Source organism: Shewanella psychrophila (genome assembly GCF_002005305.1).
Classification (GTDB): domain Bacteria; phylum Pseudomonadota; class Gammaproteobacteria; order Enterobacterales; family Shewanellaceae; genus Shewanella; species Shewanella psychrophila.
In genome coordinates, this window is record NZ_CP014782.1 from 5,428,522 (window position 1) to 5,445,891 (window position 17,370).

At 39.7% G+C, this 17,370-nt stretch carries 15 protein-coding genes and 3 pseudogenes; 9 read left to right on the top strand and 9 right to left on the bottom strand.

Annotation, left to right across the window (positions count from 1 at the left end; genetic code table 11):
* Window positions 1-2 precede the first annotated feature (2 nt).
* Complete coding sequence (locus sps_RS23650; RefSeq protein WP_237157929.1) at window positions 3-776, top strand: haloacid dehalogenase type II; 774 nt, start codon at window positions 3-5, stop codon at window positions 774-776.
* A 203-nt stretch (window positions 777-979) separates the two neighbouring features.
* Here sps_RS23650 and sps_RS23655 read toward each other — a convergent pair whose 3' ends face one another.
* Window positions 980-2,122, bottom strand: a complete 1,143-nt coding sequence (locus sps_RS23655; protein WP_077751384.1) for an IS4 family transposase — start codon at window positions 2,120-2,122, stop codon at window positions 980-982.
* A 188-nt stretch (window positions 2,123-2,310) separates the two neighbouring features.
* Here sps_RS23655 and sps_RS23660 point away from each other — a divergent pair, with 188 nt between their 5' ends.
* A complete protein-coding gene (locus tag sps_RS23660; RefSeq protein ID WP_077754760.1) occupies window positions 2,311-2,574 on the top strand; it encodes a YdcH family protein in 264 nt (87 codons plus the stop codon).
* Window positions 2,575-3,295: 721 nt separating this feature from the next.
* Here sps_RS23660 and sps_RS23665 read toward each other — a convergent pair.
* Both sps_RS23665 and sps_RS23670 read right to left on the bottom strand, forming a co-directional pair.
* Entirely contained in the window at window positions 3,296-3,688 is a 393-nt protein-coding gene (locus tag sps_RS23665) for a RidA family protein (RefSeq protein ID WP_077754761.1), read from the bottom strand.
* A 618-nt stretch (window positions 3,689-4,306) separates the two neighbouring features.
* Complete coding sequence (locus tag sps_RS23670) at window positions 4,307-5,254, bottom strand: LysR family transcriptional regulator (RefSeq protein ID WP_077754762.1); 948 nt, start codon at window positions 5,252-5,254, stop codon at window positions 4,307-4,309.
* A gap of 727 nt (window positions 5,255-5,981) precedes the next feature.
* Between sps_RS23670 and sps_RS29055 the strand changes: the two genes are divergently transcribed.
* The 4 genes and pseudogenes from sps_RS29055 (at window position 5,982) to sps_RS23690 (ending at window position 8,086) form a co-directional block, all read left to right on the top strand.
* Window positions 5,982-6,233 carry an EAL domain-containing protein gene (locus tag sps_RS29055; protein WP_077754763.1) on the top strand — a complete coding sequence of 84 codons (252 nt, stop codon included), beginning with the start codon at window positions 5,982-5,984 and terminating at the stop codon, window positions 6,231-6,233.
* A 19-nt stretch (window positions 6,234-6,252) separates the two neighbouring features.
* A complete protein-coding gene (locus tag sps_RS23680; RefSeq protein ID WP_257788650.1) occupies window positions 6,253-6,831 on the top strand; it encodes an EAL domain-containing protein in 579 nt (192 codons plus the stop codon).
* Window positions 6,828-7,079, top strand: a complete 252-nt coding sequence (locus sps_RS29270) for an H-NS family histone-like protein (protein ID WP_077754765.1) — start codon at window positions 6,828-6,830, stop codon at window positions 7,077-7,079. The genes sps_RS23680 and sps_RS29270 overlap by 4 nt, the downstream gene beginning before the upstream one ends.
* A 113-nt stretch (window positions 7,080-7,192) precedes the next feature.
* Window positions 7,193-8,086, top strand: a pseudogene (locus sps_RS23690) (IS5 family transposase).
* A gap of 304 nt (window positions 8,087-8,390) precedes the next feature.
* On the opposite strand, the gene istB reads toward sps_RS23690, so the two are convergent.
* Together istB and istA are read right to left on the bottom strand one after the other, a co-directional pair.
* Entirely contained in the window at window positions 8,391-9,137 is a 747-nt protein-coding gene (gene istB / locus sps_RS23695; RefSeq protein ID WP_077754766.1) for an IS21-like element helper ATPase IstB, read from the bottom strand.
* Between the two features lie 13 nt (window positions 9,138-9,150).
* Window positions 9,151-10,698: an IS21 family transposase gene (istA, locus tag sps_RS23700; protein WP_077754767.1), complete on the bottom strand. Its 1,548-nt coding sequence runs from the start codon at window positions 10,696-10,698 to the stop codon at window positions 9,151-9,153.
* Window positions 10,699-10,921: 223 nt separating this feature from the next.
* Between istA and sps_RS23705 the strand changes: the two genes are divergently transcribed.
* From sps_RS23705 to sps_RS23715, 3 genes are all read left to right on the top strand, one after another.
* Window positions 10,922-11,689 carry a winged helix-turn-helix domain-containing protein gene (locus sps_RS23705; RefSeq protein ID WP_077754768.1) on the top strand — a complete coding sequence of 256 codons (768 nt, stop codon included), beginning with the start codon at window positions 10,922-10,924 and terminating at the stop codon, window positions 11,687-11,689.
* 119 nt (window positions 11,690-11,808) lie between these two features.
* Complete coding sequence (locus tag sps_RS23710) at window positions 11,809-12,219, top strand: hypothetical protein (RefSeq protein ID WP_149027345.1); 411 nt, start codon at window positions 11,809-11,811, stop codon at window positions 12,217-12,219.
* Between the two features lie 366 nt (window positions 12,220-12,585).
* Window positions 12,586-13,728, top strand: a complete 1,143-nt coding sequence (locus sps_RS23715; RefSeq protein ID WP_077751384.1) for an IS4 family transposase — start codon at window positions 12,586-12,588, stop codon at window positions 13,726-13,728.
* Between the two features lie 21 nt (window positions 13,729-13,749).
* Here the strand turns inward: sps_RS23715 and sps_RS23720 are convergent.
* From sps_RS23720 to sps_RS23735, 4 genes and pseudogenes are all read right to left on the bottom strand, one after another.
* Window positions 13,750-13,944: pseudogene (locus sps_RS23720) on the bottom strand (integrase core domain-containing protein); the annotation flags it as partial.
* A gap of 7 nt (window positions 13,945-13,951) precedes the next feature.
* A complete protein-coding gene (locus sps_RS23725; RefSeq protein WP_077754771.1) occupies window positions 13,952-15,016 on the bottom strand; it encodes an IS110 family RNA-guided transposase in 1,065 nt (354 codons plus the stop codon).
* Between the two features lie 186 nt (window positions 15,017-15,202).
* Window positions 15,203-16,151: pseudogene (locus sps_RS23730) on the bottom strand (IS3 family transposase); the annotation flags it as partial.
* Between the two features lie 674 nt (window positions 16,152-16,825).
* A complete protein-coding gene (locus sps_RS23735; RefSeq protein ID WP_077754772.1) occupies window positions 16,826-17,326 on the bottom strand; it encodes a hypothetical protein in 501 nt (166 codons plus the stop codon).
* Window positions 17,327-17,370 lie beyond the last annotated feature (44 nt).

Genomic DNA, 17,370 nt, shown 5'->3' on the forward strand with positions numbered 1-17,370 from the left:
ATATGAAACTTACTCGTTCCGCCATTATGCTCCTCGGCTTAACAACACTGCCCTCAATGGCTAGTACCACAGAGAAATCCATTAATACGCCTCAGGTTTTACCCAAAGTTATTTTCTTCGACGTTAACGAAACACTGCTGGATTTAGATAACGTGGCTAAGTCTGTCACCCAAGCATTAGAGGGCCGTGACGATTTGGTGAATAGCTGGTTTACTACTATGCTGCATTACTCCTTGGTGAGTAATGCTATTGGTGAATATCATCACTTCGGTGACATCGGCGTTGCAGCATTACAATTAGTCGCTAAGCAAAATGGCATAGCCTTATCTCAATCTGAAGCTAATCAAGCAATTCAAGCACCATTTCGCGACTTACAACCTCATCTTGATGTCATTAAAGGCCTTAAGCAGCTACAAGCTCAGGGCATCAAACTGGTTACCCTAACTAACTCTTCAGATGCAGGCATAGAGAGTCAATTGAAAAATGCCCATTTAACCCAGTACTTTGACGACTCACTAACTGTGCAACACCTTCAAGTGTTTAAGCCAGATTTACGCGTGTATCGGTGGGCGCTTGAACAGATGCAGGTCGAAGCAGATGAAGCTATGCTCATCGCCGCCCATACATGGGACATAGCCGGTGCGGCCAAAGTTGGTATGCAAACGGGCTTTATTCAGCGCCCAGGTCAATATCAGTTCGCGTTAGCAGAAAAAGCTGATTATGTGGCTGCAGATTTAATTAAGCTGTCGGAGCAAGTGTTAGCCAATCAGCCTTGACCTACATAGGTATTACAACAGCACAATATCAACGTCTCAGAGTGGGACGTTGATCCCTTCCCCGGATGTTAGAAGTAAGCAGTCCTAAATGAGTCATATATAGACTGGTTATCCCCGACGAGACGAACCTAACCTGCGCCTGGCATTTAGATGAAACCAGAGAAGTATGATCTGCCCCTTAGAGATCCCCTCATTTTTCAATTTTAAATAATCCCGAAAATTGAACGGTAAATAGGCTGGTTTTTAAGGTAACGATAAAAATTATCCATTAGAGGTTCTGCCCACTCTTCTCGCATCGTGGGTAACAGTTCATAGTAAATACAACCTTGGCGAAACAGAGAGTATGAGCGAGTTTTACTGGTATTTGCCTTTATTGTCTTTTCCAAGTCAGCATCCTCGCCCGCTTTTCCTAGTAGCGTCAGCAAGCCTATCGCCAAGGCGCTTAGCAAAAACAACCGGTCTCTACGTACCGGGGAACGCGTGTAGGTGGCACTCATCCCCATGCCAAAACGATAGTCTTTAATGTCACGAAAAGTCGTCTCTATCCCCCAACGTTTCCCATATAAAGTCAACATCTTGCTACTCACTAGGTCACGTCGACTTGATGCTAAATACCAAGCTTCTTTCATGCCTTTTTTCTTGGTGCAAATGACCCGAGCGACTGCTTGCTTATTACCCGTTATTTGAACGTCCTTAAGGGTTCTTGTTATGCCGCTGGGTAATAGCCAGTCCTTTACTGGAAACAGCTCTCCTACCGCATCGGTGACTTTGATATTAGCCTTAATTCTAATGATGAAGTCAAAACCCAGCTCATGTTCAATGAAGTTAAATAGTGCCGTATCACTAAAGCCTCTATCAGCAACAATTGTCACTTTAACATCCTCTGCAACGATCGACCTTAACTTAACCAACAACTCATCTTCATGGTTGTTTCTATTACCTTTTAAAGCATGTTTACGATGGGTTTTCCATAGCAGTGGCGTGTTACGTCCATGGGTTGTTTGCATACTCAGTACGATGGTTGAATGGTCGTCTGAATCAAATTCAGTCCAATCGAGAGAGACCACTATCTCTTTGCGTGCACCGATAATATAAGGCCCCCAGGAGTCCAGTAATTGCCAGACGTTTAACTTTGTATTACTGAGTAATCGGTCTACTTGTTTAATAGCAGACTTACGCTTAAGTTTATTGGCTTGGGCTAAGCCAGCGCCAATGGCATGAATAGCGAGTGACCCCTTTTCAATCACTCCGTGAGCGGCATTAGCAAGTGAGGTGACCCTTTTAGCATGCATGTCATGGCCAAAGAGTTCATCGATGTGATTATGAATAAGGGCTTTATTTATCATGTTATAAATTTTAGAACATAGAGTGATTTGGCTTATTATACTCTGGAAGCCTTGCTGCCTCTGGTTATTATGAGGGGATGCTTAAGGATCTGCCCCCACTTTTTATTAAACTTCATAGTGCTATAGTGGCTCTAGCTTTTAAATAAATTTCAAAAAATAGATTTCAGTTCACCATTCAGGGGTTACCTATGCTAAATGAGAATCACGCGCTTATTTTCGACTTCCCAGAATATAAACAAGACATTGTTTATTTGAATTATAAAGACGAAGCATTCACCAAATTATCCAAGCAATATCACCTCCTAGATTATGATATTCGTCAGCTAGAAATTGACGGTAGTCCAACCGATGACGAGCATATGCACCAGCTAAAATTACAACGAGCGAACTTAAAAGACGTCCTGTTCCAACAGTTGAAAGCTCACCACGACACCCCAGTTTCAACAAGCTAGTTCAACGCAATAACAGACAGGGCAGCCTTGAGCTGCCCTCTTTCATTCCGGCAATTCATCTAAACCCTGTCATTCCGGCAATTCATTTAAACCCTGTCATTCCGGCAATTCATTTAAACCCTGTCATTCCGGCAATTCATCTAAACCCTGTCACTCCGGCAATTCATTTAAACCCTTTCATTCCGGCAATTCATCTAAACCCTGTCATTCCGGCAATTCATTTAAACCCCTGTCATTCCGGCAATTCATTTAAACCCCTGTTATTCCGGCAATTCATCTAAACCCTGTCATTCCGGCAATTCATCTAAACCCTGTCATTCCGGCAATTCATTTAAACCCCTGTCATTCCGGCAATTCATTTAAACCCCTGTCATTCCGGCAATTCATTTAAACCCCTGTCATTCCGGCAATTCATTTAAACCCCTGTCATTCCGGCAATGCTTTTGAGCCGGAATCCATTGTTTCGTCCCGGTGTCCTTTAGATAGGAGTCTTGCTATTCAAAGTTCCGATGACGCCTCGGCTAAATTGCCGCATCTGGCTAAGTAAAATCCATTTCCTTTGTCAGTTCGCTACCCTAGCTCCCCTCATAACCTTATGACTACGCCACTTTTGTAACAGTCAGAAAGAGAAGGTTTAGGCTTTGACTGATGAAATATCAAAAGTTTACTGTGACACAACTTATTCAAATAAATAAACACTTGGCAAGGCTAAAATTGAACCTCAAGACTTAGCTGCTTGTACCTCTATCTCTACCTTCCAATCCTCTGAAAAAAGACCTGCCACAAACAGTAACGTCACCGGAAGTACCTGAGAGTGGCCATTAAAGAGCTGCTGCATTGCCGCTCGATACCCACTAAGATCCTCTCTATCAGTTAGATAGACCCTAACACTGACTATATCCTCCCGTGACATCTGGTTAGCTTGCAGCACCCCCTCTATATTTTGCCAGGCATACAGAACCTGTTGCTCTATCCCTTCCCCTAGCTGACCATCAAGATCGATCCCTAGCTGGCCTGCGATATGCAGCCAACTACAATTGGCAGGTACATGGGCACAGTGATGGTATCTTGCTGCGGGTGGTGCGATATTATCGGGGCTCCAAATTTTATTCATTTTAGTGAGTATCCTTGAGTTAACTTCTGTTGATACTCATCAGTTAATCTTATTAAGCTTTTTAGATAAACCGAAAGATCATGAACTCAAAGTTCAGATATCTTGAACAATTCCTAATGAGCCAGTTATCAGGAGAAATGATTGGAACTATCAGCAAACTTGAAAATACTGCCCCCAATAACACTGGTGTGGATATGCATTGTTACAACTTACTTTTTGGTCGATAACTGCTTTGCCCTGCAATATTGAGATAATGAAGAATATTCCCCCCGCCCTCTTTTAATCATGATTAAACAAGATACTTTTCATGTTCTGTATTCACTCAACATTACAGCTGAACTATTAGGATTTTCTGATTTAAAATAATCAATGTCTACACTAACTTGTTAAATCACTATAAGAGTTGAAAGTACGCTAAAACACATCCTCTGTCGTCAATGCGATGAGCAGACTAAATCCTATGTCTTAAATTGCGATTATCGGATTTCCCTATGCTTTGCAAGTAAACGGTCATTGAAGTCATTCCTCGTAGAGGTTGATGTAGTATTACGATGAGGGCTCCCAGCACGACCACAACTTAAAGAGAAACTAGGTACTTGTACCCGAACCTCTAATGCTTCAAGAACTAATCTTAGCAACAAAGTCACTATGGTTTGTATTCTTTTCAATCGTTTTTATTGCATCCGTTATTAAGTTACTAAGCCAAATATACATAGGACTGTTACATCCCTTCACTCTACTAATCATCGTTATTTCTTTATGTCGTTCATGAAAGCTTTTATCTATTTCGACAACACGAAAATCGTTATTTAATGTTTTACTCAGATACATAGAAGTAGGCAGAACCATATCGGTTTGAGAAAGGCTATGTAAAATCAAGCTTAAATGTGTACTTCGTAGTTGTATGTTTGGCTTAATTTTAAACTTTTTATAATATTCATCCATTAAAAGGGTTTTATCGTTGAAATCAATTATTTCATGGATAGCTAAGGGGTAAGTGGCTAAGTCATTTACTGTAAATGGAGTATCGCATTTAGGATGGTCATGCCTGCAAACACCTACAAAATATTCTGTTCCACATACCTTTTGTCTAAAATGTTTAGGGAGTTCTAAAGGAGAATAATTAAGACCCATGTGGACAGATCCTTCTTCAATTTCATTTTTAGATGTTTTGGTCCAATCCTTATATATAAATTTCATACCAGGTGCTTCTTTTGACAGAATCGGAGATAAAACGGGTATTAACCAATGAGCTATGTTAGAATTTAGGGATATCACTACTTTTTCTTTGCACTTCATTGGTACAAATAACTTCTCTTCATTTAGTAAGCTTTTCAACTCATTCATTAACGGTAATAATTTCTTTTCAAGATTATAGGCCTTTTCAGTAAGCTCTAGGCCATAGGATCCTTTGACTATTAACCGATCATTGAAATGCTCTTTCAATTTTTTCAGAGTGCGACTAACGTTTGGTTGGCTAGTGTTTAAATGTTCTGCAGTTAATGTGACACTTTTAACTTTCAAAAGAACAGTTAATGTTTTTAATAAATTTAGATCTAACGACATAATATTTCCCTAAATTATAGACAAAAATAAACGGTGAACTTACCAAGAGCAGATGAAATTAACAGAAACAAATACATTCACGAAAAGAGCCCTAAAGCCAATATAGTAAACATTCGATATTTATTGTGTTATTTTTGGGTATTCAGTGAGACAATAAGCTGGACTTCCTCATTTTCGATTGTATTGTTAAAGTAAAAACAAACACCACCTTGACGTACTCCAGCATCGTCTCTGAAATTCATTTAGCACTGCAATAGGACATTTTTATTTCAACCTAAATAGATGCAGAGCTAATTTCCGGCATACTTACCACAGAAAAATCAGCCAATAATTCCCCATCAGAATCGACACGAACAAAGATAGATGAACGCTCTTGTTAAGCCCATTGAAAGATCGTGATTCAGTGTTATTTACCTTTTTAAATTATCAACCCCATATATCAACAACAAATTAAACTTATTTAAATCAATGGCTTGCAACAGAGCTGAAAATCATGTTCGTTAAGGCTGCGAAAACGTCTTCATAATGTAACGACTGAAGTTGGACCAATTCAGGCTCAAACTTGCAACCTCTGGCTATTTTGACTAGAGACAACTGCCTTAAGTTGGAACAAGCTAGGTTACATCACCACCTAATTTTTTTAAGAAAATATAAATTTAGATTGAATCACTTCTAATATGGTCAACTTTTATTATTCTACTGTTCTTTAACAAAAAACAATCTTATCATGTCAAATAAAAAATCAATCTTAAATCGTCTCTACGCAGGTATTGAAAGAAATGCTTTCGAGCCTTACTTCCAACCAATCATTGACTGTCATTCTGGTAAAACCGTTGGTGTAGAGGTCTTAGTCAGGTTAAAGGAAAGTGAAAATATTATCAGTCCTGATGAATTTATTAAAACTGCTGAGACTAGTGGACTAATAATACCGATAACGGAACTTATTCTAGGAAAAGCGATAAGATTATTACACACTTGATACTAATATTTTTCTTAGTATCAATCTAGTCCCTTGCCATTTGATCAACCGCCAATTTTTCGACTTTATACAAATGCATATAAAAAACGGATTAATAAAGGCAAACACAATTAAATTTGAGATAACAGAAAGATTACCTATAAAAAACTTTATACTTACAAGTAAATATTTGGGTATGTTTTACGAATTGGGGGTCACCTCTGTTATTGATGACATTGGTACAGGTTACGGCACGTTTTTATATTTAAATGAACTAGGTGCCAGAGGCATAAAAATTGATAAATATTTTATTGACACCATCAATTCTAATGGGGGAACTAAAATTTTAGATGCGATAATAAATTTAGCTAATAATTTAGAACTAGAAATAATTGCAGAAGGCGTTGAAACTGACACACAACAGACTTATCTACTCAAACGCGGTGTGTACCTACAACAAGGTTACTTATTTAGCCAACCACTCAATGCCGAATCTTTTAGGCGAAAAATCGTAATATCTAATATCAAGAGAGACAATGTAGAAAACAACACAGCCAATAAAACTGTTACATTGAATTTATTAGGTAGTAAAACCAATACTCACAGTTTAGTATTATGACTGATTTTTTAAATTTGTTAACCCACGAGAATACGCTAAAGGATAATACAGAAAAACTATCTATTGACGAACTAAAAGTAGTAGCAAGTAGGCTTCAACTATTTATAGCTCATAGAGAAATGCAAAGTGTAGATGACAAGGTCGAACGTAATGCACACATAATGAGAATTAGGAAACAGATGTACAAGATCGGACTAAGAGTCAATGATGTAAGGTCTGCTATAAAAGCGCCAAGAAAATTAAAATAACCATCAATAGAAAATATAAAATGCACTAGCTAGACCTTGTTACATAAATCGAATGAACCTTTTGCGATTAGTGTGATCTGATCTCCCAAGATAGATAACGCGGAAGCATAAAAGTGGGAAAGTTTAAGCATAAAATATCCTACTGGTCTCAGTATAACAAAACACCCATCAACCGTGGTCTGGATTGATGAGCAAGCTATAAAGTCTTGGCGATGTACTGAGCACCATGGTCGTCGTGTTCGAGGGTATATTTATTCTGATGTCGCCATTGAAACTGCGCTTATTCTCAAAGGTGTTTTCAACTTGTCATTACGAGCACTTGAGGGCTTCACTAACTCAATTTGTTCAGCTCATGGACGTACCACTGAGCTCTCCGAGTTATTAGTAAGTGAGCAAAGACGGTTTAAATTAAGTATCGAGCAAGGAGTCGTGGTTCTGTGGCACATGTTGTGATTGATTCAAAAAGCCTCAAAGTTTACGGCAAAGGAGAATGGAAAACCTGTAAGCATGGTAAAGAGAAGCGCCGAACCTGGCGCAAACTACATCTTGCAATTGATAGTTATGCCCATAAAGTGGTGTCAGCTGAAATCACCTTAGTTAACGTCGCAGACAATGAAGTACTCCCCACATTACTCAACCCGTTAAGAAGGGCTATAAAACAAGCCTCAGCTGATGGTGCATATGACACTAAGGCATGTCATAAGCTACTTAAGCGTAAGAGTTGCAAGCCTACTATTCGACCAAGAAGTAATGCTGGATATTGGAATGATGGGCATGCACGTAACGAAGCAGTAAAAGCACTAAAGAGTAACCAGTTAGCACAATGGAAACAGGATAATGGCTACCACCTAAGATCACTCTCTGAGACAGAGATGTATCGATATAAGCTGTTGATTATCTACAAAATTAGTCTTCTGAACTATAACGTTCAGGTGGGCGAAGCTTTAGCTGGCGTAAAAGCAATGAAGAAAGTCATAGGACTAGGAATGCCAGCTGGGTACAGCTAGATCCGAAGAACGTATTTGCTCAACGACACCTACTATTGAGTTTACTATAGCTAATGTTTATTTTTCTAGCCTACGTGCTAAAATGTCAAGTTAGCATTAGTTTAAACAAACGGATTGTGGCTAGTAATCGCAATGAAAATACGGAAAAGTATGACAGACCTAGTACTCATGCGTATTCTCATGATGTTGATCACTCATTCTCATCGATGCTGATCACCCATTCTCATCGATGCTGATCACTCATTCTCACCCATGCTGATCACTTCCTCTTGCCATTTTGCGGCTCGGTCACAGTTTTAATTGATCACGCTAATTCAGTCAAGTCTGTTATCTTTTTTCGCATTGATTCTCCCTGTAGTTCAAACCGCAGAGAACAGTGTATTAACCTGTCCATAATCGCATCAGCATAGGTCGCTTCTCCGATTGATTCATGCCACTTACTCACAGGGAGCTGACTCATTATGAGCAAAGAGCCTTGTTGATGCCTCGCATCAATGATGTCGAGTAAATCGCTGCGATCCTGAGTCGTTAATATCTCCATTCCCCAATCATCTAAAATCAGGATGGGCGTTTTGTTTAATTGAGTGAGAAACCGTGGATAGCTGCCATCACCGTGAGCCTGACTAAGCATCTCCTGTAATCCTTTCATTCTAAAATAACGTACCGCGATGCCCTGCTGGCAAAAATAATGCCCTATGGCGCACCCTAAGTAGGTTTTTCCACACCCTGTCGCGCCAGTAAAGATGAGGTTCTGATGGTGTTTAAGCCAATGACCTTCAAGCAGACTACTGATGGTCGACTTTTCTATCCCACGACTGGCTCGGTAATCTATTTGAGTCGGGTGAGCTGCTAATCTCAGTTTTGCTTGCTTAACTAAACGGTCTATTTTTCGTTGTTCCCGGGTCGTTAACTCCTGTGCCAGCAAAAGTGATAACCGCTCATGGAAACTCAGTTCGTTATATAAGTGAGGCTGTGCTTCTTGAAGGGTTAAATTCTCTATCACTGCACTTAAGCGTAAGTCAGCAAGCTGTTGTATTAACACTGCATTCATAATACTTTCCTTGTTAATGGTAGTAACCTTGGCCACGGACATTGTCATGTTTAATGCCTGCAAGCCTATCGATGGGCTCTGCTTCGCAGACCGCTTTGTCTAGATTTTTCTTTAGGATTATTTTTATGTTTTCCAGCCGATAGCAACCGGTGTCTAAGGCCCGTTGACAAGCGGCATTGAGACGAGATTGGGGATAGTGTTTACTGAGACTGAGTAAGCCAAAGCAGACTTTGCCACTTTGTTGAGGATGAAGATGACTGGCTAGCTTGTGCTCTACCCATTGTAAGACAGCATCTCCTAGCTTACCTGCCCATTCCTTTAACCGCTCGGGTGTCCATGTTGCATAGTCTTGATGAGATTTAGGCATGTGCTCAACGAGAGTGCTGTACCCACCAATACGCTGAGCCCGCAGATGTTGAGCGACAAGTTGGTTCTGGTGGTACATCTTGACCATCTTGTCACTCACATGCGCCTCAATTTTCTGCCTAAGCAACCCATAGGGTACTGAGTAATAATGCTGATTAACTTCAACATGATAATCAACATTGACCCTCACCTTTTTGATAAATGTGTATTGGTAATCTATCAAAGGCAAAGGCCTCATGGCTGGTAGCTCATGGGTGTGATATTCACTCACTCTATTGCCTGGGAGTTTTTGAAACTTCTTGGTGTTCAGTCGTATCAATAACTCACTAATACGCAGATTCAATTGCATTAAACTGTAGAAAGTCTCATGACGTAATACCGCCATTATCCAGCGCTCGACAATCAGCACCCCATTTTCAGCTTTGGCTTTATCCTTTGGTCGCAAGGGCCTTGCTGGAATAATAGCCACGTTGTAATGCGCTGCAAGCTGCTGATAAGTGGGGTTAAGGTCTGGGTCATACTTACAAGCGCGGGTGGTGGCTGAGCGTAAGTTATCTGGCACGATAATATCAGGGACTGCACCGAAGAACTGAAAAGCTCGGACATGGCTCATTACCCAGTCTTCCAGTTTTTGAGAGGATGTGGCCTCCGCAAACGTATAATTTGACCCTCCCATTACCGCCACAAAGATTTGTGCCCCATGGCGCTCTCCTGTCTCTGGGTCAGTAATGGGGAGTGTTGGGCCACAATAGTCGATAAACAATTTCTCGCCATACTGATGAACTTGACGCATGGAAGGTTGTTGTCTTGACAACCAATCCTTGTAAATACGACACATCTGCGGATAGCTGTAATGATTATCAGGGTTTCGTTCGATGTATTCTTGCCACAATAGCTGCTTAGTGACGCCCTTTTTCTTCAACTGAGGGTGAAACATCAACCAATTGGGCAAAGGAATGGCCGTTCTAGGCTTAATTTTTGTTTGTATAAATTGTTTGTTGAGCTTGACGTCATCCCAGTGAGTAGGCAACGGCCAGCTTTCAATTCCCATCAACTTGGCGCGGTTAATATAGGTTGAGACCGTCCCAGGAGAGAGCGACAGGCTCACGCCAATCTTACGGTGAGATAATTCTGCTTGGTATTTTAGTCGAAGTATTTCTTTTAGTTTTCGCATTGAAATTGACTCAGTCGGCATCGTATTTACTCATAAAAAATAGAGCAAACATTATGCAGTTTTTAACAATGCAAAATGGCAGAACTGATGAGCTAATTTGAAGTTAAATTACTTAAAAAAGCGATCAGCTTCGATGAGAATAGGTGATCAGCATGAATGAGAATGACCGATCAGCTTCGATGAGAACAGGTGATCAGCTTGAATGAGAATGACCGATCAGCTTCGATGAGAACAGGTGATCAGCATGCATGAGAATATGCAACTCACAGCATCTAGCGATGTAATCTACGAAATAGATAATAGACTCATTTTTGACCCGGCAAACCAACAGCTAATTATTAAGGGGGTTAAAGTTGAGCTTGGCCACAATGAGACAGCATTATTCAGCCTGTTGATAGAAAGCCATTTCGAGATAGTTACGAGAGAAACCATTTTAGAAACAGTGTGGAAAGGACGAGGATTGGTCGTTGATGAGACCAGTGTAAGTCAAACAGTATCTCACCTGAGGAAACATTTAGCCGATGATGCAAAGGGACAACGGATAATAAAAACGGTTCCTAAAATTGGCTACTGTATAGCGAAAACCTGTCAAATAAAACAACAATCAAAATCTGATTTGAGTCAAAAAGACACTTTTAACAAAAGTACTCGTCAATATATAGCTAGTTTATTTTTTAGCATATCTTGTTTACTCGTAATATATTTTGTAGCAGCAAGCAAGGCTTCACTTCCACCTAAATTAATTGATAATAACTATTTTTCATCAAATAAAATTAAAGTTCAACAATCAGCAAGCTTGAAAATACCAAAAAAACTTGACCCCTTGATTACTAAATGTTTACTGAAATTAGAAGAAAAACAGAACTTTTCACAAGGCAGAGTAATAATAAATATTGTTAGAGAAAGTAGTGTTATCTCCTTCTCCTTGATGACAATAGATAGTTCACATACTTTCACTGTGGTAATTAACCCATCAATTAAACTAATCGAGAACATATGCACAGAAAAATAAAGAATATAGCACCATTATTTTCTATATTCCTAGTTACATTTCTACCTGGGTTTTACCTAATACACTCATTGTATACACCAAACTCGATTAAAAATACCCATTGGACTGGTAGTGGAGAGATGTATATCAATAATGGTAGAGATAAAAATGCATTAGTGAATATAGTTAATAGTGATATTATTATAAAAATAAAAACAGAAATCAACTTTATTTCAGACAACAGTTTTAATGCAACAGTTGCCTACACAGTAAAAAACCTCTCACCCAAGGCCCCCTCGCTTGATATTAACTTTGTAACAAGTGGCACATGGAAGGAGTTTGAGAATACTATTAAATTCTCTTTAATTGATATTACAGCTCTAGAGCCAAGCAAGCCATCAGCTGTGTACCTCCTCGAAAAAAATATGCTACGTCGATTTCTCATTCAACAGTTTACACATCAAAACTACACTAAGTACGAACTATCTTCAAATAGATTAATTTTAGAGAATGTGAATCACCAACTCTATATTTTGAATAAAATAGAATAGAATAGAAAATCCAAAGGGAACTATAGATTGTATTTAATAAAAAGTGACATAACTTAATTTATTTCACTTCCAGCTCTGACAATATCGAAATTAAATAAATAATTAATGAAAATAATTTAAACCTTTTAATTTAATTAGGAATTATTACTACCTGTATAATTAAGGTCAATCTAGTTTTTTTACTTTTAAGATTACTTCATTTATAAATTTTATGATTCAAGACAATGTCTGCATATATGTAGTCGTCAACCTTTTTTGGCCACGGTTTTATACGTAAGGCCTTAAGCATCCCCTCATAATAACCAGAGGCAGCAAGGCTTCCAGAGTATAATAAGCCAAATCACTCTATGTTCTAAAATTTATAACATGATAAATAAAGCCCTTATTCATAATCACATCGATGAACTCTTTGGCCATGACATGCATGCTAAAAGGGTCACCTCACTTGCTAATGCCGCTCACGGAGTGATTGAAAAGGGGTCACTCGCTATTCATGCCATTGGCGCTGGCTTAGCCCAAGCCAATAAACTTAAGCGTAAGTCTGCTATTAAACAAGTAGACCGATTACTCAGTAATACAAAGTTAAACGTCTGGCAATTACTGGACTCCTGGGGGCCTTATATTATCGGTGCACGCAAAGAGATAGTGGTCTCTCTCGATTGGACTGAATTTGATTCAGACGACCATTCAACCATCGTACTGAGTATGCAAACAACCCATGGACGTAACACGCCACTGCTATGGAAAACCCATCGTAAACATGCTTTAAAAGGTAATAGAAACAACCATGAAGATGAGTTGTTGGTTAAGTTAAGGTCGATCGTTGCAGAGGATGTTAAAGTGACAATTGTTGCTGATAGAGGCTTTAGTGATACGGCACTATTTAACTTCATTGAACATGAGCTGGGTTTTGACTTCATCATTAGAATTAAGGCTAATATCAAAGTCACCGATGCGGTAGGAGAGCTGTTTCCAGTAAAGGACTGGCTATTACCCAGCGGCATAACAAGAACCCTTAAGGACGTTCAAATAACGGGTAATAAGCAAGCAGTCGCTCGGGTCATTTGCACCAAGAAAAAAGGCATGAAAGAAGCTTGGTATTTAGCATCAAGTCGACGTGACCTAGTGAGTAGCAAGATGTTGACTTTATATGGGAAACGTTGGGGGATAGAGACGACTTTTCGTGACATTAAAGACTATCGTTTTGGCATGGGGATGAGTGCCACCTACACGCGTTCCCCGGTACGTAGAGACCGGTTGTTTTTGCTAAGCGCCTTGGCGATAGGCTTGCTGACGCTACTAGGAAAAGCGGGCGAGGATGCTGACTTGGAAAAGACAATAAAGGCAAATACCAGTAAAACTCGCTCATACTCTCTGTTTCGCCAAGGTTGTATTTACTATGAACTGTTACCCACGATGCGAGAAGAGTGGGCAGAACCTCTAATGGATAATTTTTATCGTTACCTTAAAAACCAGCCTATTTACCGTTCAATTTTCGGGATTATTTAAAATTGAAAAATGAGGGGATCTCTAAGACGTAAGGCAGAACCTTCTTTCTGATTCATTTGGTGTCAAGCCACCGTTATATTGATGTGGTCTGACTTGGCTATAGTATCCAACTATATAGTTAATGATTGATGCCTTGGCTTCAGTGAAGCTGCTGTAGCCCGTAGAGAGGACCCATTCAGTCTTTAAGCTTCTAAAGAATCGCTCCATAGGTGCATTGACGCTCCTATGTCAACACCCGTCGAGAATTCGCTAGATCTCGACATATAATCGGAAATAATTCTCTGACAATATATCGTTTCAAACATCGCTGAATTTCTTTAACCGTTAGCCCTTCTGTTGTTCTTTTCTCTGTATATTGTATCGTTCGAGCGTCACTTCTCATCCTAATCAACGCTACAGTCCATAGTGCATTATTGGCCTCTCGTGAGCCCCCTCGATTTAATCTATGGCGCTGTTTTTTACCTGAAGAAGCCTCTAAGGGATTAACACCACACAAGGCGGCAAAGGATGCTTCTTTTCTTAAGCGTTCGGGATTGCCTCCTGCGGTTACCAACAAAGTAGCCGCAACATAAGGGCCAACACCATATTGAGTAATCAAATTGCCTGCTGCTGATTTTGTTAGTTTTTTTAGCCGTTTGTCTATTAGTTTTAGCTCTTCACTTAAACTCAGCCATCGAGAGGCAAGCAGTTTCAACATCTGAGCCAGGGTTTGTAAAAGTACTGACTCACCAAGTGATATGATATTGCTGCACAGTGAAATACATTTATGAGTCGAAGGGACTAAATATCCCTCTCTAACATCGTGAGGAGCACTCACAAGCAATGCTCGTATTTGGTTAATCGATTGTGTTCTTGCTTTAATTGCACTTCGCCTAGCGACAAGCAGGTATCGGAGTGCTTCGACCAAACCATCGTGACTTTTAGGCACAGCTCTCGACTCCTGAGCCAAAACAGAGCGTGCAGCATTTTCAGCATCGGTTGGATCGGACTTCCCTATTAGCCGCCTTTTGGCACGATTAGGCCGATTAACTTCATATACTTCCACATTATTTTCAAGCAAATACTGGCATAAACCTGCACCATAAGTGCCTGTACCTTCTAAGCCTGCTGATACTAACTGACCAAAAGATAACGCCCATTTGAGCACAGATTTATAGCCGTCATGATTGACTGGAAACTCTTTAGTTGAAATAAGCCTTCCAACCCCATTGAGCAAGACAGCCACATGAATATCAAGATGAGTATCTACACCAAGCGTTAATTGATTGAGTAAATTATCAGGGTTCATAATTCTACCTCATGTTACCAGAGTAGGACTGGACACTGATGATGCAAAACAATGCTCTTATTAGGTCACTAACACTGGTGATAAATTAAACTGTTAGTTGTAGATGACAGGTCAATACAAAGGCGCTAAGCCAATCCCAGCATGAGTCAATCTATAACTACCAGTATTAGTTATAGTAAGCTCAGTATCCCAGCTGTTTCCTCGACGGCTTAAACTCTGTTTTATTTGGTATCGCCAAAATAGTTGACGATATTGTCGACTGGTATAGTGACAACCTTGGTCGCTATGAAACATCAGTGCCTGCGGTCTTCCTCTTGACTCAAAAGCCATTGATAACGCTTTTCCCGTTAAGGTACTATCTGGTGAAAATGACATTGACCAGCCAATTGGCTTTCGAGCAAACAAGTCAATAACCACTGCTAAGTAAGCCCATCGGTTACCTGTCCAGATATAAGTCACGTTGCCACACCACACTTGATTCGGCTCAGTGACTTGAAACTGACGCGACAAATGGTTGGGTATTTCAACATGCTCGCTGTCCGCTCTTTTATAGCTATGCTTAGGAAGTTGGCAACTCACTAACCCGAGCTGTTTCATTAGCTTACTCGCTCGATAACGGCTTAAGCTAGTGCCTTCTCAGCGATGCTCCTAGCGCCCGCAGAGCCGTTACTAGCAGCATGGGCTTCTCTCACTAGGCTGTATAATTTAACTCTTCCTGGTGAAATATTTTTCACGCGGCCACACCAATACTTATAGCTACTGCGATGAAGCCCGAACACTTCACAAATACGCTTTACTGTATGGCTCTGCTTGAGCTTCTCGACTAACGAGAACTATTCAGGGAGTCTGACATCAAGAGAGCTGTAGCCTTTTTTAAAATAGTATTGTGCTCCTCGAGGCGGTCAATTTTCTTCTTTAGCTCACGGATTTCAATCTGCTCGAGTGTCATTGGAGAGGCTTTAGGGGAGAGCCCTTTACGCTCCTGTTTAAGCTGTCTAACCCACTTATCCATTCCTGATTTGCTCACGCCCATGACCTTGGCCGCTTCAGTCACTGAATAGTTTTGGTCAACAACTAGCTGCGCTGCTTCAAGTCGAAACTCTGCGCTATATGTGGGTCTAGATTTCTTTGTCATTGTCTCACCTGCTTTAATAGTGAAGTGATGATATCACCTCTAATCAGGTGGCCAAATTTAGTGTGCCACTACAAATAGAACCATAATAATACTAACTAAGTAAATTATTTTTTAATGAAACTTTATGTAAATCTATCTATTAACTTAAGCGCTGTATGTTAGAGAGCATCGAATAACAGATTTGCTTCACTAGGTTAACAGTTAGGATTTAAGCAGCAATAAATTTATATATGGTCAGCCACAATGGGGGTTAAAGCTTATCTTGAATGGAAAGGAGTGGTTAAACCTAGACATCATCAGAAGAGATTAAAAAGTAATTTTGAACGTATTTCTAGTGAACATTGTGCAGACTACGATATTGCCACATCCATTCTGATTGAAGTATATAAAAATTGTTCATGTAAACGTTGACGCTCCTATGCGCCCTACAGAGAGTTGCTAGAACTCGGCAGGTAACTGGAAATAATTCCCTGATAATATATCATTTTAAACATCGCTGAATGACTCACGTTCATGAGTTCATGAGTTCATGAGCCTCCAGAATAATGTTACCTTGCTCCCCCACACCGAGTGTTCTATAAGCTAAATTCTCCTTATATTTTTATTTAGCATCTCCTGCTATGTTCACCTTTAATCCCCCCCTTACTACACACAAATAAACTGCATGTTCGCAACTAAATCTTATCAAACCTAGTTATTGTAACGGAAATGCAATTGATATTGTCGGTGAATACACCTTTTATCGGGTTACCTTTATCTTTTTGATAAAATGGAATTTCAGGCTTTAGTCTGCAAATCACCTCGGACCCCCCAGGTTTAGAATCATTCAACACACCTGAAAGAGTAATATAATCGTTATTTGAATCATTTGCAGTAATAGAGTCTACTGACCCCTCTATAGACTTAGTTGAATCATAATGTGACTTATCCTTAGCCCAAGCTTCACTGTCTACTTCAGAACTATTGATACTATTAACATGAACTTGTCCGAAGACTTCTCGGTCATGACTATGACCGCCACCTTCTCCACGTATAGAAATGGTGAAATCAATAAAATAACTTTTTTTTGTTGTACCATTTAAGATAGAAGAAGAATATATTTTATCTTCTCCTGCGTATGTAAATGATGAAGATAATGCAATAGCCATTATAAGAGCTGATTTATATATTTTCATTCTTAGTACCTCTATCAGATTAGTTTAAGCATAAAAAATGCCAT

Coding starts and splice junctions, on each gene's coding strand:
- sps_RS23650 (WP_237157929.1), top strand. CDS start 3: ATGAAACTTACTCGTTCCGCCATTATGCTCCTCGGCTTAACAACACTG.
- sps_RS23655 (WP_077751384.1), bottom strand. CDS start 2,122: ATGATAAATAAAGCCCTTATTCATAATCACATCGATGAACTCTTTGGC.
- sps_RS23660 (WP_077754760.1), top strand. CDS start 2,311: ATGCTAAATGAGAATCACGCGCTTATTTTCGACTTCCCAGAATATAAA.
- sps_RS23665 (WP_077754761.1), bottom strand. CDS start 3,688: ATGAATAAAATTTGGAGCCCCGATAATATCGCACCACCCGCAGCAAGA.
- sps_RS23670 (WP_077754762.1), bottom strand. CDS start 5,254: ATGTCGTTAGATCTAAATTTATTAAAAACATTAACTGTTCTTTTGAAA.
- sps_RS29055 (WP_077754763.1), top strand. CDS start 5,982: ATGTCAAATAAAAAATCAATCTTAAATCGTCTCTACGCAGGTATTGAA.
- sps_RS29270 (WP_077754765.1), top strand. CDS start 6,828: ATGACTGATTTTTTAAATTTGTTAACCCACGAGAATACGCTAAAGGAT.
- istB (WP_077754766.1), bottom strand. CDS start 9,137: ATGAATGCAGTGTTAATACAACAGCTTGCTGACTTACGCTTAAGTGCA.
- istA (WP_077754767.1), bottom strand. CDS start 10,698: ATGCCGACTGAGTCAATTTCAATGCGAAAACTAAAAGAAATACTTCGA.
- sps_RS23705 (WP_077754768.1), top strand. CDS start 10,922: ATGCATGAGAATATGCAACTCACAGCATCTAGCGATGTAATCTACGAA.
- sps_RS23710 (WP_149027345.1), top strand. CDS start 11,809: ATGTATATCAATAATGGTAGAGATAAAAATGCATTAGTGAATATAGTT.
- sps_RS23715 (WP_077751384.1), top strand. CDS start 12,586: ATGATAAATAAAGCCCTTATTCATAATCACATCGATGAACTCTTTGGC.
- sps_RS23725 (WP_077754771.1), bottom strand. CDS start 15,016: ATGAACCCTGATAATTTACTCAATCAATTAACGCTTGGTGTAGATACT.
- sps_RS23735 (WP_077754772.1), bottom strand. CDS start 17,326: ATGAAAATATATAAATCAGCTCTTATAATGGCTATTGCATTATCTTCA.